Annotated in this window: 19 protein-coding genes and 2 tRNA genes; 3 read left to right on the top strand and 18 right to left on the bottom strand. The window is 43.2% G+C overall.

Features of this window, described 5'->3' with window-relative positions:
* Positions 1-64 precede the first annotated feature (64 nt).
* From M3M36_RS04490 to M3M36_RS04475, 4 genes are all read right to left on the bottom strand, one after another.
* Positions 65-1039 carry a beta-ketoacyl-ACP synthase III gene (locus tag M3M36_RS04490; RefSeq protein WP_252773413.1) on the bottom strand — a complete coding sequence of 325 codons (975 nt, stop codon included), beginning with the start codon at positions 1037-1039 and terminating at the stop codon, positions 65-67.
* A gap of 142 nt (positions 1040-1181) precedes the next feature.
* A complete protein-coding gene (locus M3M36_RS04485) occupies positions 1182-3863 on the bottom strand; it encodes a valine--tRNA ligase (protein ID WP_252773412.1) in 2682 nt (893 codons plus the stop codon).
* A gap of 309 nt (positions 3864-4172) precedes the next feature.
* Positions 4173-4685, bottom strand: coding sequence for a hypothetical protein (locus M3M36_RS04480; protein ID WP_252773411.1), 513 nt, complete (start codon positions 4683-4685; stop codon positions 4173-4175).
* 284 nt (positions 4686-4969) lie between these two features.
* Positions 4970-6238 carry a NupC/NupG family nucleoside CNT transporter gene (locus M3M36_RS04475; RefSeq protein WP_252773410.1) on the bottom strand — a complete coding sequence of 423 codons (1269 nt, stop codon included), beginning with the start codon at positions 6236-6238 and terminating at the stop codon, positions 4970-4972.
* A 226-nt stretch (positions 6239-6464) separates the two neighbouring features.
* On the opposite strand from M3M36_RS04475, the gene pnuC reads away from it, so the two are divergent.
* Positions 6465-7232 carry a nicotinamide riboside transporter PnuC gene (gene pnuC, locus M3M36_RS04470; protein WP_252773409.1) on the top strand — a complete coding sequence of 256 codons (768 nt, stop codon included), beginning with the start codon at positions 6465-6467 and terminating at the stop codon, positions 7230-7232.
* 73 nt (positions 7233-7305) lie between these two features.
* Here pnuC and M3M36_RS04465 read toward each other — a convergent pair.
* From M3M36_RS04465 to M3M36_RS04435, 7 genes are all read right to left on the bottom strand, one after another.
* Positions 7306-7378: transfer RNA gene (locus M3M36_RS04465), tRNA-Asn, on the bottom strand.
* A gap of 193 nt (positions 7379-7571) precedes the next feature.
* Positions 7572-7644: transfer RNA gene (locus tag M3M36_RS04460), tRNA-Asn, on the bottom strand.
* Positions 7645-7745: 101 nt separating this feature from the next.
* Positions 7746-8672, bottom strand: a complete 927-nt coding sequence (locus M3M36_RS04455) for an L-lactate dehydrogenase (RefSeq protein WP_252773408.1) — start codon at positions 8670-8672, stop codon at positions 7746-7748.
* A gap of 82 nt (positions 8673-8754) precedes the next feature.
* On the bottom strand, positions 8755-9084 hold the full coding sequence (locus M3M36_RS04450) for an AzlD domain-containing protein (RefSeq protein ID WP_252773407.1): 330 nt from the start codon (positions 9082-9084) through the stop codon (positions 8755-8757).
* Positions 9071-9778, bottom strand: coding sequence for an AzlC family ABC transporter permease (locus M3M36_RS04445; protein ID WP_252773406.1), 708 nt, complete (start codon positions 9776-9778; stop codon positions 9071-9073). The genes M3M36_RS04450 and M3M36_RS04445 overlap by 14 nt, the downstream gene beginning before the upstream one ends.
* 87 nt (positions 9779-9865) lie before the next feature.
* A complete protein-coding gene (locus M3M36_RS04440; protein WP_252773405.1) occupies positions 9866-10198 on the bottom strand; it encodes a CHY zinc finger protein in 333 nt (110 codons plus the stop codon).
* The gene (locus tag M3M36_RS04435; RefSeq protein WP_252773404.1) at positions 10191-10748 is read right to left on the bottom strand and encodes an NADPH-dependent FMN reductase; all 558 of its coding nucleotides are present in this window, start codon (positions 10746-10748) and stop codon (positions 10191-10193) included. Before M3M36_RS04435 ends, M3M36_RS04440 begins: the two co-directional genes overlap by 8 nt.
* Positions 10749-11255: 507 nt before the next feature.
* Here M3M36_RS04435 and M3M36_RS04430 point away from each other — a divergent pair.
* Positions 11256-12398, top strand: coding sequence for a 5-methyltetrahydropteroyltriglutamate--homocysteine S-methyltransferase (locus M3M36_RS04430; RefSeq protein WP_252773403.1), 1143 nt, complete (start codon positions 11256-11258; stop codon positions 12396-12398).
* Positions 12399-12607: 209 nt separating this feature from the next.
* Positions 12608-13027, top strand: coding sequence for an arsenate reductase ArsC (locus M3M36_RS04425; protein ID WP_252773402.1), 420 nt, complete (start codon positions 12608-12610; stop codon positions 13025-13027).
* A 46-nt stretch (positions 13028-13073) separates the two neighbouring features.
* Here M3M36_RS04425 and M3M36_RS04420 read toward each other — a convergent pair whose 3' ends face one another.
* From M3M36_RS04420 to M3M36_RS04390, 7 genes are all read right to left on the bottom strand, one after another.
* Positions 13074-15188 carry a KUP/HAK/KT family potassium transporter gene (locus M3M36_RS04420; RefSeq protein WP_252773401.1) on the bottom strand — a complete coding sequence of 705 codons (2115 nt, stop codon included), beginning with the start codon at positions 15186-15188 and terminating at the stop codon, positions 13074-13076.
* 581 nt (positions 15189-15769) lie between these two features.
* On the bottom strand, positions 15770-15997 hold the full coding sequence (locus M3M36_RS04415; protein ID WP_252773400.1) for a hypothetical protein: 228 nt from the start codon (positions 15995-15997) through the stop codon (positions 15770-15772).
* Between the two features lie 24 nt (positions 15998-16021).
* On the bottom strand, positions 16022-16675 hold the full coding sequence (locus M3M36_RS04410) for an amino acid ABC transporter permease (protein ID WP_252773399.1): 654 nt from the start codon (positions 16673-16675) through the stop codon (positions 16022-16024).
* Between the two features lie 13 nt (positions 16676-16688).
* Positions 16689-17330 carry an amino acid ABC transporter permease gene (locus tag M3M36_RS04405; RefSeq protein ID WP_252773398.1) on the bottom strand — a complete coding sequence of 214 codons (642 nt, stop codon included), beginning with the start codon at positions 17328-17330 and terminating at the stop codon, positions 16689-16691.
* Positions 17327-18196 (bottom strand): transporter substrate-binding domain-containing protein, encoded by an 870-nt coding sequence (locus tag M3M36_RS04400; protein ID WP_252773397.1) that lies wholly within the window; start codon positions 18194-18196, stop codon positions 17327-17329. The genes M3M36_RS04405 and M3M36_RS04400 overlap by 4 nt, the downstream gene beginning before the upstream one ends.
* 47 nt (positions 18197-18243) lie before the next feature.
* Positions 18244-18981, bottom strand: coding sequence for an amino acid ABC transporter ATP-binding protein (locus M3M36_RS04395; RefSeq protein ID WP_274705168.1), 738 nt, complete (start codon positions 18979-18981; stop codon positions 18244-18246).
* A 248-nt stretch (positions 18982-19229) separates the two neighbouring features.
* Positions 19230-19883, bottom strand: a complete 654-nt coding sequence (locus M3M36_RS04390) for an amino acid ABC transporter permease (protein ID WP_252773396.1) — start codon at positions 19881-19883, stop codon at positions 19230-19232.
* Positions 19884-19893 lie beyond the last annotated feature (10 nt).

The raw sequence follows: 19893 nt of genomic DNA, 5'->3' as shown, positions 1-19893 counted from the left end.
GACACTGGTTATTGCCAGTCTCTTTCTATAATGTTACACAGGTATTACATTTAACTCTTTTAAATTACAAAGAACCTTGGTAGAGCAACGATCCGTAGGTAAAACCTGCTCCAAAGCCAGTCAGCAAAACCTTTTTCTTTTCTAAATCCGTACTTTCTCGTAATTGGTCAAAGGCCATCGCAATCCCTGCCGAAGACGAATTACCATACTGTTGAACGTTCGTAATAAACTTTGCCATTGGTTGGCCCAAAGTTTCAGCCACTTTTTCAATCATTCGTAGGTTGGCTTGGTGCAAAATCACGTAGTCAACATCATCTATCGTTAATCCTTGATTAGCTAAAAACTTTTCAATATGGTTGGGGATCAAAGTCGTTACTTCTTGATAAACCATCCGTCCTTCCTGGAAAAAGGCATCAATCTTTGGATAATTATCGGCACTCAAAGATGTTAATGGTTCAATCCGACCGGAATGAACCACATCTGCATCCCCTATCGTGTGCAAATCAGTGGCCAAAACTTCACCCTGTTCGCTCGGAGCTAACAAAACAGCTCCAGCACCATCACCAAAAAAAACAGTACTCGTTCGATCACGAAAATCCATCATCTTCGAATTAACTTCGGCAGCAATCACCAAGCCATATCGATACTGTCCGGCCTTCATAAAGTTATCGGCCGTCGTCAAGCCAAACACAAAGCCGGCACAAGCAGTAGATAGATCAAAACCAAAGGCTTTTTTTGCTCCTAAATTGCGTTGCACCAAAGCAGCCGTTGAAGGTGCCAGACCATCCGGGGTAAAAGTGGTCACAATGATAAAATCAACTTCTTCTGCTGAAACGCCAGCCTCATCCAAGGCCCGTTGAGCTGCCTGCGTTGCTAAATCGGATGTGTTCTCACCTTGCAAAGAGACATGGCGTTTCTGTATTCCGGTGTGACTGACAATCCATTCGTCCGAAGTATCAATCACTTTCGCCAAGTCGTCGTTTGTCACAACATCTTTTGGCACGTAGTGACCACTGGCAATTATTTTACTTCCAAACATATTATTACCTATATAAATAAAACCAATCCATCTTAGAACTTTGTCAATAATGTGTAAATTGTCTTACTAATTTACACGGCTCATATTAACCTAACATAAAAACCCCACCAAAGGTGAGGATTTTTATTACTATTCGGTTATTTTACCCTTGTGCTTGTAAGTCAGCAATGCGCTTTTGAGTCGAAGCAAGCTTTTCTTGCCAGTCAGCAAGCTTCTCACGTTCAGCCGCAACAACCTTTTCGGGTGCCGAGTTGACAAACTTTTCGTTTGAAAGCTTACCATTGGCTCGAGTAACTTCCTTTTGAAACTTATCAGCTTCACCTTTTAGGCGGCTGATTTCCGCTTCAATATCGATCAAGCCGGCCAATGGAACATAAACTTCTGCACCAGTGATAACCTGTGACATTGCCAATTGTGGTACGGTCACATCGGTATCAATCGTCAATGATTCTGGCTTCACAAAGCGATCGATATAGTCAGCATTTTCATTAAAAATTGACTTCAATGCCGGATCGGTCACCTTGATCATCACGGTGATTGGCTTTGACATTGGCGCCTTTGCTTCGGCACGAATGTTTCGGACGGCCACGATTAGATCTTGCAAGGATTTGAAAGAAGCCGCTGCTGCAGGATTTGCCAAAGATTCTTGATAAACAGGGTAGGCTTGAATACCGAGGTGTTCATCCTTGCCCTTTTGCTGTGGCATTTCTTGCCAAATAGCTTCAGCAACAAAGGGCATAATTGGTTGGAGCAAGCGCAACGTTTGATCCAAGACGTAAGCCAAGGTTTGTTGAACGGCCGTTTTATCCCCGTCACCATTCAATGATTCCTTGGTCATTTCAACGTACCAATCAGCCAAATCAGACCAGATGAAGTTGTACAAATCGCGGCCAGCTTCACCAAACTCAAACTTTTCAAAGTTTTCTGAAACCTCTTTAATTGTTTTGTTCAAGCGATCCAAAATCCACTGGTCGGCCAACGTTTGTTGATCTTTTGCTGGCACTTCAGCCTTCGTATCATCATCCAGGTTCATGATGACATAGCGGGCAACGTTCCAGATTTTGTTAATGAAGTTCCAAGCCGCATCCATCTTTTCATAAGTAAAGCGGACATCTTGGCCAGGTGTTGAACCAGTTGCCAAGAACCACCGTAGGGCATCGGCACCATACTTTTCAATCACGTCCATTGGATCAACACCGTTCCCCAATGACTTTGACATCTTGCGGCCTTCCCCATCACGAATCAAGCCGTGAATCAAGACGTTCTTAAATGGGCGTTCTCCAGTAAATTCTTTTCCTTGGAACATCATTCGGGCAACCCAGAAGAAGATAATATCATAACCGGTTACCAAGGTATTTGTTGGGTAATACTTAGCATAATCGCCATCTAAGTCGTTTGGCCAGCCCATCGTTGAAAATGGCCAAAGGGCTGAAGAGAACCAAGTATCCAAGACATCTGGGTCACGCTCCCAGTCATCATCAGGTGCCTCTGTTCCAACGTAAATTTCTTCCTGGTCTGTTCCTTTGTTCTTGTACCAGGCCGGAATCTGGTGTCCCCACCAGAGTTGCCGAGAAATCACCCAGTCGCGAATATTTTCCATCCAACGGGTAAAGGTGTCTTCAAAGCGTCCAGGAACAAAGTTCACCTTTTCATCAGCATTTTCTTGCATGGCCAAAATTTGCTGAGCCAATGGCTCCATTTTAACGAACCACTGTGTTGAAAGTCGTGATTCAATTTGAACACCTGTCCGTTCAGAATGTCCAACTGAGTGAACCAGGGGCTCTACTTCAAGCATGAACCCTTGTTCTTGCAAATCGGCAACCATGGCCTTGCGACCTTCGAAACGATCAAGACCAACGTACTTGCCAGCATTTTCGTTCAAATGGGCATCTTCTGTCATGGTATTGATTCGTTCCAAATCATGCCGGTTGCCGACTTGAAAATCGTTTGGATCATGGGCTGGCGTAATCTTAACCATTCCAGTTCCAAAGTCTTTTTCAACATATTCATCGGCGATGATTGGAATTTCGCGATTGACAAGAGGAACCTTAACCGTCTTACCAATCAAGTCCTGATAACGTTCATCAGAAGGATGAACCGCAACCGCAACATCACCAAACATTGTTTCTGGACGAGTTGTCGCAATTTCAATGTAGTCCTTACCATTCAAGGTCGTACCATCTGTAAATGGATACTTCACATGGTAGAAGGCCCCTTCATCATCTTGATAAATGACTTCAATATCAGACAAAGCCGTTCGGGCCTGTGGATCCCAGTTAATAATGTATTCGCCACGATAAATCAGGCCCTTATTATACAAATCGATAAAGACCTTGTTAACCGCCTGGTTTAACCCTTCATCTAATGTAAACCGTTCGCGGCTGTAATCCAATGACAAGCCCATCTTGCCCCATTGCTGTTTAATGGTTGAAGCATATTCATTTTTCCAGTCCCACACTTGTTCGACAAATTTTTCCCGACCCAAATCATAGCGTGACACACCTTGTTCGCGCAAACGTTGTTCAACCTTAGCTTGGGTAGCGATACCAGCGTGATCCATTCCTGGTAGCCACAAAGTATCAAAGCCTTGCATCCGCTTTTGCCGGATTAACATATCCTGCAAAGTTGTATCCCAGGCATGACCAAGGTGCAACTTACCAGTGACGTTTGGTGGTGGAATCACCACTGAATATGGTTCTGGCTCTTGGCTCTGAATGGCTTGATTTGCTTCCGGTGCAAACAAATCATTATCCAGCCAGTCTTGGTAACGCCCCGCCTCAACGGCTGTTGGATCGTACTTGGTTGACATTTCAACTTCACGCATAGCAAATCTCCTTTAATAGTCATGTGGCCTGTGGTCCGAAAATAAAAAACGCCCTAATCTTTCGATTAGGACGCTTACACGTGGTACCACCTAAATTGCTATCCACAATTTGATAGCCACTCATTCATTAACATTTTTAAGGCCAAAGCAACCTTCCACATTAACAGTCCCAGTTTTCACCACCCACTAGGTCTCTCATAGCTGCGCTTGTGTACTCCTCATTAGCTTTTCTAAGTGTACAAAGGACCATGAAAATAGTCAAGCTAATTTTATACTAAAAAACCTGGGCGAACGTCCAGGTTCAAAATTTTAATGACTTGTTTGTGTCGTATTTTGGTTAGTGTCAGTACTGGTGTTTTGATTTGTTTGTGTACTTTGATTATTTTGGCTATTTTGTATTGCTGCTTGTTGCTGTTTATCAAGAATTGATTGGGACATTGCCGCCCGTGATGATGAATCCGCAGCAGATTGGGCAGCTGCAGCTTCTTGAGCAGCCTTTGCTGCTGAAGAAGACTGTGCTGCAGCAGCAACGGATTGTGCAGCTGCATTCGAGGCTGCAATGTTATTACTTGAGCTTGAAGATGTTGCCGTATCGTCAGAATCTGATGATGACGAATCATCAAAATCATAAGTTTTCTTCTTAGACGATGAATATGAAATATCTGGTGTTGGTGTGTCGCTTGATTTCTTAGATGAGGCTGAGCCAATCATGTAAAAAGCCACCCCACCAACAATCAAAACGAGAATTAACCAAAACCACCATTGCTTATAAAATCGACGCTTACGACCATCCGTCTTCCGCCGTTGAGAACGAGATAACATAAATAAAACCTTCCTTTGCCAGTAACCATTTTTCGTAAAATCCGCTTTTTTTATCTAAACACTTTTGGATTAAATCGAAATATAACAGCTGAAATGATTCACCTGTCCTTGGTTATTCTGTACTTGACATTGCTTCTAAAGCATCAAACAAATGTCTGCCATTTGTCTGAAAATTTCTGGCTAGCTAAACTAGCTTCACATTCTTATTCTAGCAGGCTTTGGTGAAAAGAGCCAATTTTCAGCAAAAGAAAAAGCACCCTTCCGGGTGCTCTTGAAACAAAATTTTACCAAACAAAGAGTCCAACCATTGCCGCTGAGAAGAGTGAAACTAAAATTCCAGACAACAACAGGTAAAGAACATTTTTAGCAATCACTTCGTTCTTTTCTTTGTTAACCAAGCCCTTGAAGGCCCCGATAATCATACCGATAGTTGACAAGTTGGCAAATGACGTTAAGAAAACCGTCAACACTGCCTTATAGTGCGGTGCATAATGAGCAATCTCACCAGTTACCTTACCCATGACGACGAATTCATTGGTAACCAATTTCGTTCCCATGAATTGTGCCAAATCGAAGGCTGTTTGGTTGCCAAAGCCCATTAACCAAGCAAATGGGAACATGACAATTCCCAAGATGTGCTCCAGCGACAACCATGGGTTTACCCAAGCCAAAATCTTGTCAACAAGGGCCGCCAAGGCAACAAAGGCAATAACGTTAGCAGCGATAATCAAGATCAACTTACCGGCGCCCAAAATTGAATCACCCAAGAATGAGAAGAACGGTTCGCCTGCCGGCTTTTCAGCCTTTTCAATTTCTTCTTGTGCTAATTCTTGTGAACCAGATTCAGCGGTTTCAGCTGCAGGGGCCGCTGCTTCAATCGTTGCAATCGTATCTTCTGCTTCTGTTACTTCAACAGGATTCAAAATCGACGTTACAATCAAAGCGTTTAAGACATTGATTGGCACAGCAGTCAAAATATACTGTGCAGGCATCATTTGCATATAAGAACCAAGGATTGAAGCCGTCACACAAGACATGGACATCATGGCCAGCGTTAAGTTACGAGAAGCCTTCATCTGGTTCAATTGGATACCAGAAACCGCGAGCGCTTCCGTGTTTCCCAAGAACATCATTTCAACTGAGAAAAATGATTCGAACTTAGGCTGGCCAGAAAGCTTTGACAAACCGCGGCCAACCCATTTGATAATAAATGGCAAAACCCCGACATAAGTCAAAATGTCGAACAATGGCACAACCAAGAGAATTGGCAACAACGCCGAAACAACGAAGTTTGCTGGCAATGCCATTCCAGTTGGTTTCAAAGCGAAGTCAATTCCGGCACTGGCAGCAGAAATCAAACTGTCAAAGCCAGAAGCAGCTCCCTTGACGATGGTCCGGCCCAATGGAAAACCTGTCAAAAGCCAAGCTAACACCAAGTTGGTGACAACCATGATTGAAACCGACTTCCAATTAATAGCGGACCGGTTTTTTGATAACAAGACGGCCAAGGCGATAAACACCAAAAGACCGATGATGTTGATGAACAAATACATGATGTGATACTCCCTTAAATTTAAAAATCACGGTTTCTTCAAACATACCAATTATAGCACGCAAAACACATCTCCGCCCCGTCCTATAGCGGTTTAATCTTCATTTAAACCGAACGTTTTCACTAAATCAGTTGGTACGTTCGCTTTTTTCAGGAGTATACTGGAGTGGTTACAAATCGGTGCGTTGCTTCCGTCACGGCACCTAAAAAACAACAAGGAGAAAACAATGATGGAGAATGTAGAGAACAACGTGAGCTTCTGGCGCATTTTTAAGGAAACAATGTCACCCAGACGAATCACACAAGATTTGCTCAACCTCAGTAAGATGACAAAAGTGCTCTTATTATTAATGGTTGTTGCTCAAGTTACCACCTTTTTAATTGGTGGAAGTTTTAATAAAATGGCCTGGTTGACTGTCTCAACCGGAGTTAGTTCACTAATCAACCTGGCCTTAGTCGATCAAGGAAAACAAAGCAATTACTTCTGGGGATTAATCGGTACAGCAACATGGATGATTGTCGCCCTTTTTTCAAGAACTTATGGTGATTTTACCTCTCAGGGATTCGCATTTATCATGCAGTTCATCGGTATTGCGGCCTGGGCTCGTTATCGCGGCGGTGCCGAAAAGGAACTTCCTTCCCGTCAATTAACATTGCATACCGCCCTGATCACAACTTTAATCACACTTGCTTCCTATATCACGGTCGTTACTTTTTCCAAGCATTTTAATGGCCTGCAAGTTTACCTGGATTCTGCCGTCCTCCCATTAAACATTGTTGGTCAGATCCTTATGACTTACGGGTTCCGATCGCAGTGGATTGCCTGGTTAGTCTCTGACATTATTCAAGTCGTTGTCTGGTACCGCAACATCTTTTTAATTCACGACGCTTATGCAAGCTCCATGTTTGTTTTGCAAGTCATCATCTTATTAAATGCCCTCTATGGTACCTGGTATTGGTATCGGAAAGCCCAACCTGGCAGGCCTTCTTTATAAAATCAGTTTTCAAAATCACGCCAAAAGACGGTGGTTGCTAGAAAGCAACCACCGTCTTTTACTTTACCCACTACTGCCCCAGCTGGACTCGAACCAGCGACCCTCGCATTAACAGTGCGGCGTTCTACCAACTGAACTACGGAGCAATTAACTACCATACATTGATAATACATAATGTCTAAACATTAGTCAAGTGTTTTATGAGATATTTTTAATTTATCGTTCATCATCTTTTCAAGAAAAGTTCACAACAAAAATTTCACCAACCTCTTCTATTCTAAGTTATAAAATAAAAAAGTGTTGGTTGTTAACTGACAACCAACACTTATTTGGCTAAGACTGCCCCAGCTGGACTCGAACCAGCGACCCTCGCATTAACAGTGCGGCGTTCTACCAACTGAACTACGGAGCAATTAATTACCATACGTTTATAATACGTAACGTCTAATAATTAGTCAAGCATTTTATTAAAATTATTTAATTTTTAGAATCATTATTGGTATAAAAGCGCTTTTATTGCTTTACAACCTTCTCAAATTGCGTTTGAATCGAGTCTGCTGACTTTTGCAACTTTGCTAATTCTTCTTCCGTCAAGTCCAATTGTGAATAAGAAACAACTCCCTGACGACCGACAATTGCAGGATAAGAAAGATAAGAAGCAAATTCTGGACGCTTGTGAGAAACCGGCATCTCGGTTTTTGCATCTTGGATGACGGTCTTAGCCAAGCGAATGGCAGCCGTCGCAATCCCGTAAGAGGTATAGCCCTTGCCATCAAACACCGTATAACCACCAACCACAGAGTCTTCCTCGATAGCAGCCAAATCGATTCCCTGTTCAGCCGCTAATTCGGTAATTGGTTGTCCCCTCAAAGACACCGTTGACCAGGCCGTAAATTGTGAATTTCCATGTTCACCGAGGTTGTAGCCCGCAACTGATCGCGGATCAACATTGAAGGCCGAACCAACTGCCCGATGCATCCGCGCTGTGTCCAAAAGTGTTCCAGTTCCAAGTACCTTTTCCTGAGGATAACCGGTCTCTGACTGATAAACAGCAGCAATCGCATCACAAGGATTGGTGATTACTACCAAAACCCCGGCAAAATCAGTTTCCTTCAACTTGGCCGAAACTTCTTTTACCTGCTCAACATTGTGAGGCAATTCAATAAAGCGATCATGTTCGACGTTATCGTATTGCAATTCAATCTTACCAATGGCTGAAATAATGACATCCGCATCACCCAATGCTTGATAGTCATTGACAGTCACAGAAAAACTGTTGTTCAAGTTTGTTTTCGCATCTTCAAAATCCAAGGCATCGGCTTGGACCTTCTTTTCATTTTTATCAATGAAAACATACTCATCTGCTACGCCTTCGGCAATCAAACCATGGGCCACCGTAGAACCAACGTGGCCCATTCCAATAATTCCAATTTTTCGCATCGACATTTCCCCTTTTCTGTTGTTGTGCCAATAATAATCATTCAAAACACGGCCGTCAAGGGTTTTATGAGGAAATTTTAATTTAAAGTCCAATAGAGTTGATGACTGCGAAGGAAATTACACCAACCACTACCGTGATCAAGAGGTTCTTCGTGGCCACAGCCGTAACTAGCGTTGGTAAAGAGGCCCAAAAATTCGGCCAATTAATACTGGGAAGGTGCCCTATGTGTTGCACAAAAAGGCTTTCAAACCAAAGACCAGCCATAATAGTGATTGGAACAAAACTCAAAAATGCGAGCACCCCTTCCGGTAAATTAAACTTTTTCAGCATGATAAAGGGAAATATCCGCGATACCCAGGTCACCAGTCCACAATCAATAATCGTTACTAGAATATAGTTAGACAAAGACACGTTTCACCACCATCCCAAATAAGCATCCGCCAATTGTTACTAGCAAGACAACCAAGTTTTTTGGTACAAAAATCAAAAGCAGGTAAAGCAGGACCAACACAAAGAGAAGCACGACTACTTGTAAGGCGAATTTAATCGTCTTATCCGTACTAATTTGCGCCGTTAATAGACCAATAAACATTGCTGTAATGGCGAATTCTAAGCCAAATCGACCAGGATCCGTTACCAATCCGCCCAAGACAGCACCCAAAAAAGTACCCAATAGCCAACTCGCATACGAAACTAAGTTAACCGTGTTCAACCAAGGAAAGCTAAGTCGATTTTGGCTAACATTAACCTTACTCATCCCCAAAGCGAAACTCTCATCCGTGACAAAGGTGCCCAGCCAAATATTACGCCAAAGCGAATACCGGTTGAAATAGGGTGCTAGCGTCATGCTCATTAAAATCATCCGCGCATTAACCAAAAAAACAGCAAAGACAATCGCTGCTATCGAACTGTGAGACCCGACCATCGTGACTAAAACGAACTGAGCCGAGCCACCATAATCAAGTGCTGAAATCAGCACAATCAGCCAAGTGCTCAGCCCCGCCGCCTTGGCCACGATGCCAAAGGCCATACTAATGCCGATATAACCAAAAACGGTTGGCAAGGCATCTCGCCAACCTGCCTGAGCGGTTAATGTATCTTCCATTCCACGCCCCCTTTTCACGTTTTCACTTGACAATGATTATAGCGATGCTCCTACTCGTTGTCCAGACTAAACAATATAAAAACCCACTCAGCAGAAATACCGCTTTTCGTGGATTTCGCAACGTGGGTTAAAGGGGGCAAAACAGTTCGGACAAGCACCCGTCTTATATTCTTGATAGGTCAATTCTGGACCGCAGCGACCGCAAAGAACTGCAGGCCCAGCTGAAATCTTTGCCACCGGTGCAAAGGGATGGTCTCGTAAGGCATCATGGCACTGGTAGCAAGCAAAGTATTCCTCGCATCGAGCACAAAGAAGGCCGGCAATATCAACATCTGAATGATAATGAGCGCAGGTACCAACAGTCCCAATATCAACACCGACCATGGCCACTCCTTTGAAACCAAAGAAGCGCTTATTCATGGTGCTGCCATAAATCTTGGAAGGCCTGCTGCATCAAGGCAACCTGACTTTGATACGGTAACAAGAGCTCTGCTAGTTCCGCTGCTGTCATTTCTTCCGTTACCTGGCCAACCGCCAAGTTCAATCGAAGGTTGACAGGTAAGCGATTAACCTTCACGCCCTGTAAGACTAGTGAAAAGGCCAAATCAGCCTGGAAGCCACCATGGCCACCGAAGAAAACAGTCGCAACCGGCAACCCACGCCACTCAGCATAGAGCGTATCAATGGCATTCTTCAAAACGGCGGGATAGCCCCAATTATACTGAGGCGCTACGAATACAACTCCATCATAACTTTGAATTTGCTTCGACCAATCAATTGTTGACTGATTTTGATAATGGCCTGCAGATGGTAGTTCAGGCTCATCCAAAAATGGCAAAGCGACGGTCGCTAAGTCGATTACGTCAGCCTGCACCTCTTGACCACTTAGCAAGGGAGCCAACCAGTAAGCTAAACGCCGGCTCACACTTTTTGTTCGATTACTTCCGACAATTACAGCAATTTTTTTCATTTTTTCTCCAGTAATTAGAGGGCCTTCTTAAAAATCCAAAGATCCATTTACGAGATCAACAAAGTCAATTACAAAAGAGCTCTCGCGGCTTTTTGTCTTGGTGCCTATTATAAACTTTTGAACTTGCACAAAACAATAAATTTTAAACTCACTGTTGACTCATATTTTTTTAATGTTATACTCATAAGCAAGATAACAACTGCAGTGAATGGATGAGTAATTCGCAAGCAATTCTACAGAAAACCGTGATTTGATGAGACACGGTGGCTTGGCTACGGATGAAAATGGTCCAGGAGCGGTTCATAGTTTGGTGAGTCCTCTGTGATAAGCTGGCTACGGTTAACAACCGTTATCATGTTGCGATATAGCCCCCATTGGTGTATCGACTAAGGCTGGTGATAAGACCGGCAAAGTAGAGTGGTACAGCGTTCACATGCGCCTCTAGGTTAAGATTTAAAAATCTAAAACTGGGGGCGCTTTTTAGTGTCTAGAAAAAGGAGAACAGACATGGCAGAAACAGCAGTAGCAACATTGACAAAAGCCCCCGTTCATTTTGATATCGTGGGTTCATTCCTCCGCCCAGAGCGCTTGAAGCAGGCTCAACGAGACTTAAATGACGGCAAAATCAGCCAAGCAGACCTGACCAAAATTCAAGATGAAGAAATCAAGGATTTAGTCGAAAAGGAAGTCAAGGCTGGCCTTCACTACGTTTCAGATGGTGAATTCCGTCGCCACTGGTGGCACTTGGATACCTTCTGGGGTTTTGAAGGCATTAAAAAGACAAATGTCGACCACGGATACCTTTTCCACGATGTTGAAACACGGGCTGAGTCAGCCCAAGTTGATGGCAAGATTCGCTTCACCGACGACCATCCTGATTTGAAAGCCTTCTTGTACTTGAAAGAAATTACCAAAGATTTGGATGTTATCCCCCGTCAAAGCATCCCATCTCCTGCACAAGCCTATGCTGAATTAGTTCGTGGCGAGGAAAACATTGCTATTTTGAAGAAGTTTTACCCAAAGCACGAAGACCTTGTCCATGATTTGACCACTGCCTACCACGACCTCTACTTAGCTCTTTATGCAGCTGGTTGTCGCGACATTAAGTTGGATGACTGTACTTGGGGTATGCTTGCCGATACTGATTTCTGGGCAGAACAAAATATCGATCAAAAGGGCGTTGATGAACTCCAAGCAGAATACTTGAAGATTAATAATCAATCACTGGAAAACTTGCCTGAAGATCTTCGTATCAGCACACACGTTTGCCGTGGAAACTATGCTTCTACATGGGCAGCAAAAGGCGGTTACGCAACCGTTGCCAATACTCTTTTCACAAAGGAAAACGTTGAATCCTTCTACTTGGAATTTGATGACGACCGTTCTGGTGACTTTGCACCATTGGCGAAGGTCCCTGCCGGCAAGCAAGTTGTTTTGGGCTTGGTAACCTCCAAAAAACCTGAACTAGAAGACCCTCAAGTTTTGATTGACCGGGTCAGGGAAGCTAGCCAATTCGTTCCTTTGGAAAATTTGGCTTTGAGTACGCAATGCGGTTTTGCTTCCACTGAAGAAGGAAATCACCTAACAGAAGATGAACAATGGGCCAAGATTAAATTAGTTGTCGATACGGCCGAAAAAATTTGGGGATAGGTGGACAGTAATTCATGAAACAATGGCAAAAATGGACGACAGCCGCCGTCCTGATAGTGGCTGTTGTGAGATGATTCCTACAGAGTTAAAAAGAGTTCGCTCCGTCCTCTTTGAAAAGTAATTACTTTTGAAAAATCCCGCTTAATTGAACGGGATTTTTTGATTGCCAATCTTGTATAATATTAGATACTATAATTTGGAGAAAAACAATGCAGCTTTACTTTTTATGCACTGGTAACTCATCACGAAGCCAGTTTGCCGAGGTTTACGCCCGTTACTATGCACCAACAGATTGGTCAATCAAAAGTGCTGGCACCAACCCCCGTGGCGTCCATCCGCAAACAATTATGGTATTAAACCAGGAAGGCTTTGATACCACTCATCTAACCTCTGATTCGATCGATGATAACTTTTTCAATTCATCTGACTACATTGTGACCCTTTGCGGTGATGCTCGAGATAATTGCCCAATCACAACCGACTCCGTCCAAACAATTCATTTTCCATTAGCAGACCCTGCCAGGGTAACTGGCTCCGATGAAGAAATCACTGATTTTTTCCAAAAAACCGCAACAGAAATTAAGCATCTAATGCAGACATTCATTACCGACATACAAAAAAACGCCTAAGGTAGACTTCTGAAGAAGCCCCTTAGGCGTTTTTACTAAAATTCATTTATTGATGGTGAGAACCACGATCAAGATGGTGATCATCCCCATCTTGGCGGCGCTTCCTATCGACTGGGTTCACTGGATCATCGATTCGGCGGTTCCAGCGATCCATCTTGGGCATCTGATTTTTAACTTCCAACTGCCGCAGTTTCGAAACGGTTTTATGCTCAATAAAGAGCGGAACAACCTCTTCAACCGTATCACTCAAGCGCAAGCGGTAAAAATAACGGAGGTGGACAGAATGTGACTGCAACCAAATTCGACCACCAATTAAGAATCGATCCCATGATGAAATCTTGGAGACAGCCTTCAAATCAGTATAGTAGTTATTAGTAATAACATACTTAAAGTCACCAATACTGCGGTTTTTATCGAGCCCATAGCGAATCTTTTGTGGCTCAAGAACACCCTGCTTAACCAAAACCTTGGCAATTTGGTGAATGTAATATTCAACTTGTGGGTCAACCTTGAAACCAAGGTTTAAAACAACTCGAACCATATTTTGGCTTCCCATCAAATCGACTGAATAACTCTTTTCGTATGGGTTAATGGATTCTCGAATCGTGACAAACCAGTAAACCTTGGCCCGCTTTGGCCTTGCCCCCAATAGCGAGTAGATGACTGACTTCTTAATTTGATAATCATCATGAACGTTCACGATATAAACTAAGTTTTTCGCCATCAAAGGCTCTTCTGAGTCGTTGGAGAGCTGCATCAACTGGCGGCGGTAGTCTTTCAAGGACAAATAATCATTGTTATAAGACAGTGCTTCACGACGCTTGTTTCCATAGAACCAGAAAACCATGACCGACAAAATTAGCAGCATCAAAATCACTGTGAAGTATCCACCATGAATGAACTTACCCAGACTGGCAATCAGGAAGAGGGTTTCCAGCAAGCCAAAGGGAACGGCAAACAAAATAGCCAGGCTTGTACGAGTCTTAAAGCGAATAAACTCGAACAACAACGTCGTCGTCATCAGCATCGTAACCGTGATTGCCAAACCATAGGCTGATTCCATATTATGAGAAGTCCGGAAAAGCACCACAACGATTACGCCGGCAACAAAGAGCATCCAGTTGACAATTGAGATATACATTTGACCGCGGAAGTCGTTTGGATAAGTAATCCGCAACCGGGGCATAATTTTCAGCGAAATGGCCTCCGATACCAAAGTAAAGGCCCCTGTAATCAAAGCCTGCGAAGCAATGACGGCTGCAAGCGTACTCAAGACAACGCCGACCAACCGCCACTGGTTCGGTAGAATATCAAAGAAAAGGTTCAAGTTTGAACCACTTGCATTGTGCATAATCACCCATGCACCTTGCCCCATATAATTCAAAACCAGTGTGACATAAACAAATGGCCAACTTAAATAAATATTGCGCTTCCCTACATGTCCCATATCTGAATACAGCGCTTCAGCACCAGTCGTCGCCAAGAAGATATTTCCTAAAATAAAAATACCTAGACGGTTATCTGGACTAAACAGCGTCTGTACAGCATAAACAGGCGAAAGAGCCTTTAAAATTTCTGGATATTGAAAGACTTGTAACAGGCCAAAGAAACCAATAAAGGTAAACCAAATTAGCATCATTGGACCAAACATTCGACCAATCTTGATTGTTCCCTTGCGTTGGAGGGTAAAGACGACCAACAAAATCGTCAACACCACCGGCACAACGAAATCAATTCCCGTTGGAAAGATCAAGGAACCAAACTTTTGCCCCTCTAACCCTTCCACAGCAGACGTAACCGTCACCGCTGGTGTCAAAGCGCCATCGGCCAAAAGAGCCGCCCCACCGACCATTGCCGGGATGATGAGCCACTTCATGTTTCGATTGCGGACTTTACTATACAGGGAGAAGATACCACCTTCACCGTGGTTATCGGCCTGCAAGGCAATTAAGACATACTTAATCGTCGTAATTAACATCAAAGTCCAAAAAACAAGGGAAATTGACCCAATTACCAAGTCCTTCATATTATCGGTATGTGCATTACCGGCAATAATCGCATTCATGGTATATAGTGGGGACGTTCCAATATCACCGTAGACAATGCCTAAGGCGATTAAGAAACCACCATACTTTAACCGCTTCTTTGCTGAATCAGTCATTTCTTCTCTCCTATAAAATCAGCTATTGATGGTCACTTTCTTCATGACTGTTGAGTGCCTCAAAGAACTAATCTAATTTAGATAAAAGTATTTTTCAATCTATTTTCTTGGTTTTCAAATCGTTTTTCCAACATCAAGAGCACTTTTGTCGCGCAACTTTTTTTCTACCAATCAAAGGAGAGTTTAACTCGCTTAGCAGGAATATACAAGGAAAAATCATGCTTTTCATTAGTTCATTTTTACCACTATTTTACTTTTATTTCAACAAACGCTAATTCAGTGGTCATCTAGCAGCATTGACTGGTACCAATCAAGTCCCAACCAGTAAAGAACTATATTAAATTCATTGCAAAAATATCAACATCATAAGGCTTGGCTGGGTATCTTCGGACTTCCATGCAGGCTGAATTGCTAAACAAGCTCACCTGCTTGTCAACACAAAAAATAGCTAATTAACAACTACTACAATCCTAGTCAAAAATAAAAGACATCACCGGCATCATGATTAGCACTACCTTTCAAATCAGATAGTAGCACATGGATTAGGTGCTGTCTTTTTTGGATACTAACAACCAGCGCTTTTAGTCATTATCGAAGTTATCACGAGCAGCTTGCGCCCATACTTCATCAACCATATTGTTTAGGCCTCGCTGGTCCCCCGCGATACTTTTCTGGACAGCCAAGCTCACATCCGATGCAAAGACGGCCGGCGACTTAATATGATTAACCACAGAAAAGGTGATCAACATAGCAAAAAAAGCCGAGGCCACAATCGCAATAATTTTTGATTTTTTATTTGGATCAAACATACAGAATTGTCCTCTTGTCGTGTTTTAAGCTAATTTTTTGTCAAAGTACTTAGCGATTAATGACAAACCATAGTTTAGCAAAAAGTATACCACCGTCAAGACCACAAGAACAGGAATAATGTAGTTCGTATTCTGAGCATAAACGATCTGGCCCCGGTACGTCATTTCAGCCAGGACAATTCCAGATGCCAAACTCGTATCCTTCACTAAGGAAATCAGCTGCGAAATAATTGGTGGAATCATCTTCTTATAGGCCTGCGGCAAAACAACATGTCCCAGCGTCTGCATGTTGGACAAGCCGTTTGCTCGAGCCCCCTCAAATTGCCCTCGATCAACTGCTTCCAGGCCACCACGCACAATTTCAGCCAACATGGCCGACTCAAAGAACGTCATCGCTGCCACAGTCGCCCAAAAAATTGGCAAGTGCAGGCCTAATTGCGGCAAGGCAAAGTAAGTAAAAAAGATAATTAACAGCAGTGGTAAGTTGCGGACAATGTTGTTCAACGTGCCAACAAAGGATGAAAAAAATGGAATCTTTTCAAATTGAATAATCCCCACAATGGAACCAAACAGAAGACTCAAGACAACCGAAAGAGCTGAAACGCCAACAGTAATAGCTAGGCCACCGAGCAGATAGCCCATGTTCGCTGAGGTAAAAGCGTTAAAAAATTCAGACATGGACTTTTCCTCCTTAAGCATTCTTCTTCAACTTGGTTTCCAAGTGCTGGACGTAGTAACTCAAAGGCATCGTAATCATCAAATAGAAAACACCAATAATGATATAGGTCATAAAGGTATCAAAGGACGCTGCCGCTACCAAATTCCCCTGGTACATTAAGTCCAAACCACCAACAAAGGCTAAAATGGAAGAATTTTTGACCAGGTTGATCAACTGATTTCCCAATGAAGGAATCGCCACCTTAAAGGCCTGGGGTAAAATGATCACCCGCATAGCTTGGTTAAAGGTCAACCCGTTAGCGCGAGCTCCTTCCATTTGGCCGGCTTCAATGGACAGAATGCCGGCACGAACCGATTCGGCAATAAAAGCGGATGTGTACAGCGTCAACCCGACCGTTCCAGCGACAAAACCCGTCATCTTAATGACCTTTGCGACCGCCAAGTACAAGAAAAGCGTAACAATCAAGAGCGGAATATTCCGGAAAACTTGAACATAGATATTCCCAATGGCGCGGTTAATCTTCGAAGAGGAGACCTGCATAATGGCAAAGAGGGTTCCCAAAATGAGCGAACCGATTAAGGCAATGATACTGGCCAACAGTGTGTGGCCAAATCCTTGGACAAAAACTGAAAAATATTGATTTAAAAGGCTCATTTGTTTACCTCCAAATCATGCCAATCCAAGCCAGGAACATTACGGAACCACTTTTCAACCAAACGGTTGTAGGTACCATTTTCCTGCAAGACCTTTAACGCTCGGTTAGCCTGCTTTGTCATTGGTTTTTGGTTATGATCAAAGGCCATTCCATATGGTGCCTGCGTAAAGATTCCACCAACAAGGTGGTAGTCTGGATTTTCGGTCGCTAGGCCATAAAGGATGGCATTATCCGTTGAAAGTGCCTGTCCCTGACCCGATTTCAAGGCCTGCATGGCAGAAGCATAATCCTGCAAGGCAATAATTTTAGCCTTTGGAGCGTACTTTTTCGTCTCTTGGGCGGCAGTCGTTCCGACGACAACTAAAACGGTGTACTTCGGATCGTTCATATCCTTAACAGATTGAATACCTGAGTCTTTTTTAACCAGTAATGATTGACCGGCGTTAAAGTAGACTTTCGTAAAGTCTACAATTTTTGCTCTTTCCGGTGTAATCGTCAACGTGGAAATCAGTCCATCGATATTCGTATTTTTCAGCAATTGAATTCGTGAAGCAGAAGTAACCGGCACAAAAGCTGCTGAAAGTTTCGTATTTGTTTGTTTAGCAATTTGGGCGGTCATCGCCTTGGCCAAGTCAATTTCAAAACCAGCTGGTTGGGCAGTCTTAGTATCCATCAAGCCAAAGAGTTTCGTATCGGCTTTGACACCCCATGTTATTTGCCCCTTCTTTTCAACCCGGGCCAAGGTATCTTGGTGCGCTTTGTTTTTCTCAATCGTCACGCTGGCCCAAAAGGCTCCCAGCAAAATCAGGGTAGCCAAAACCAGCGAGGCAATGATTCCAAAACGGCGTCGTCTAATCTTTTCCATACGCTTTGTCTAACTAACGTCAATTTAGCCAGACCCTTCCTTCCATTTTAGTGATGTTCTACCTGGTTCAAGAACTTCTTGGCCCGTGGTTCTGTCGGGTTCTCAAAGAATGCTTCGGTTGAACTATCTTCTAAGATTCGGCCATCAGCCATAAAGATTACCCGATCAGCAACCGCCTTGGCAAAATTCATTTCATGAGTCACCACCAGCAAGGTCATCTCCGAATCACGCGCAATATCGCGCATAACATCAAGTACACCCCCAATCATTTCGGGGTCCAAAGCAGAAGTTGGCTCATCAAACAGTAAGGCCTTTGGCTTCATTGCTAGTGAACGGGCAATGGCCACTCGTTGCTTCTGTCCGCCTGATAACGCAGCCGGCATGCTATTGGCCTTATCGGCTAAACCAACCTGTTCCAACAATTCCATGGCAATTCGCTTATTTTCAGCCTCATCGCGATGCAAAACCAAGCGCGGTGCCAGCATAATATTTTCCAAAACCGTCTGATTATTGTAAAGGTTAAAGTGCTGGAAAACCATCCCAACGTTCTTACGAATCTTATTAATATCTGTCTTGGGATCATGCAGGTCAAAACCATCAACCAACAATTGTCCCTCTTCGATTTCTTCCAAACCGTTGATTGTGCGAATCAAAGTTGACTTTCCGGAACCAGATGGGCCAATCAGGACTACCGTTTCACCCGCGTCAATTTTCAAGTTCACATCATGTAAGGCATGAAAATCCCCATAGTACTTTTGTACATCTTTGAATTCAATCATTGACATCGCTTTTCTCCTCGACAAAAAAGTCGCCCTTTCCTAACTGCAGGAAAAGGCGTTAAGATTAATACGTACATTTTACCATTTATAGCCCCTCTACGTTAGGCATTTTGACTAAAAATCTTGAAAGTCACCAACTTCTATTAGCTTATTGCCAAATAGCCGAACTAATGATTCCTAATTTGTTCGAAAGAAAAAAACCATTCAGCAAAATGAACGGTTTTTCTTCATCTATATTTGTATTAAGTAAACAGTTATGCCAACTTATGATCAAACCACTTGGCAATCAATGACAGACCGTAGTTTAACAAAAAATAAACCAAGGTCATCACAACCAAGACAGGCACGATGAAATTCGTGTTTTGTGCATAGATAATTTGACCACGATAAGTCAATTCCGCAAGAACAATTCCAGACGCCAAACTCGTATCCTTCACTAAGGAAATCAGTTGCGAAATAATCGGTGGAATCATTTTCTTGTAGGCTTGTGGCAAAACAATGTGCCACATCGTCTGCATGTTAGACAAACCATTGGCACGTGCCCCCTCAAATTGGCCGATATCAACAGCTTCCAATCCGCCGCGGACAATCTCAGCTAGCATGGCTGACTGGAAAACAGTCATAGCCACAACCGTTGCCCAAAAAATTGGCAAGTGCAGACCTAACTGTGGCAAGGCAAAGTAGGTAAAGAAAATGATTAACAGCAACGGCAAGTTACGGACGATATTATTGATTGTTCCAACGAAGCTTGAGAAGTAAGGAATCTTTTCAAAGAAAACAATTCCAATAATGGAACCAAAAATCAGACTCAAAATAACCGAGATGATTGAAACCCCAACGGTAATTCCTAGACCGCCCATCAAGTAGCCGAGGTTTGCCTCTGTAAAGGCACTAAAAAATCCTGACATTCTGCGGCCT

The sequence above is a fragment of the Fructobacillus americanaquae genome, from assembly GCF_024029775.1.
In the GTDB taxonomy this organism is placed as follows: Bacteria; Bacillota; Bacilli; order Lactobacillales; family Lactobacillaceae; genus Fructobacillus; species Fructobacillus americanaquae.
This window is presented reverse-complemented; position numbering and strand designations above follow the sequence as displayed.

Bases quoted from the DNA above. Each gene is read 5' to 3' on its own strand.
- M3M36_RS04490 (WP_252773413.1), bottom strand. From the start codon at position 1,039: ATGTTTGGAAGTAAAATAATTGCCAGTGGTCACTACGTGCCAAAAGAT.
- M3M36_RS04390 (WP_252773396.1), bottom strand. From the start codon at position 19,883: ATGTCAGGATTTTTTAGTGCCTTTACAGAGGCAAACCTCGGCTACTTG.
- M3M36_RS04445 (WP_252773406.1), bottom strand. From the start codon at position 9,778: ATGGAAGATACATTAACCGCTCAGGCAGGTTGGCGAGATGCCTTGCCA.
- M3M36_RS04480 (WP_252773411.1), bottom strand. From the start codon at position 4,685: ATGTTATCTCGTTCTCAACGGCGGAAGACGGATGGTCGTAAGCGTCGA.
- M3M36_RS04485 (WP_252773412.1), bottom strand. From the start codon at position 3,863: ATGCGTGAAGTTGAAATGTCAACCAAGTACGATCCAACAGCCGTTGAG.
- M3M36_RS04430 (WP_252773403.1), top strand. From the start codon at position 11,256: ATGGCAGAAACAGCAGTAGCAACATTGACAAAAGCCCCCGTTCATTTT.
- M3M36_RS04425 (WP_252773402.1), top strand. From the start codon at position 12,608: ATGCAGCTTTACTTTTTATGCACTGGTAACTCATCACGAAGCCAGTTT.
- M3M36_RS04415 (WP_252773400.1), bottom strand. From the start codon at position 15,997: ATGTTTGATCCAAATAAAAAATCAAAAATTATTGCGATTGTGGCCTCG.
- M3M36_RS04410 (WP_252773399.1), bottom strand. From the start codon at position 16,675: ATGTCTGAATTTTTTAACGCTTTTACCTCAGCGAACATGGGCTATCTG.
- M3M36_RS04400 (WP_252773397.1), bottom strand. From the start codon at position 18,196: ATGGAAAAGATTAGACGACGCCGTTTTGGAATCATTGCCTCGCTGGTT.
- M3M36_RS04475 (WP_252773410.1), bottom strand. From the start codon at position 6,238: ATGTATTTGTTCATCAACATCATCGGTCTTTTGGTGTTTATCGCCTTG.
- M3M36_RS04420 (WP_252773401.1), bottom strand. From the start codon at position 15,188: ATGACTGATTCAGCAAAGAAGCGGTTAAAGTATGGTGGTTTCTTAATC.
- pnuC (WP_252773409.1), top strand. From the start codon at position 6,465: ATGATGGAGAATGTAGAGAACAACGTGAGCTTCTGGCGCATTTTTAAG.
- M3M36_RS04455 (WP_252773408.1), bottom strand. From the start codon at position 8,672: ATGCGAAAAATTGGAATTATTGGAATGGGCCACGTTGGTTCTACGGTG.
- M3M36_RS04395 (WP_274705168.1), bottom strand. From the start codon at position 18,981: ATGTCAATGATTGAATTCAAAGATGTACAAAAGTACTATGGGGATTTT.
- M3M36_RS04405 (WP_252773398.1), bottom strand. From the start codon at position 17,330: ATGAGCCTTTTAAATCAATATTTTTCAGTTTTTGTCCAAGGATTTGGC.
- M3M36_RS04435 (WP_252773404.1), bottom strand. From the start codon at position 10,748: ATGAAAAAAATTGCTGTAATTGTCGGAAGTAATCGAACAAAAAGTGTG.
- M3M36_RS04440 (WP_252773405.1), bottom strand. From the start codon at position 10,198: ATGAATAAGCGCTTCTTTGGTTTCAAAGGAGTGGCCATGGTCGGTGTT.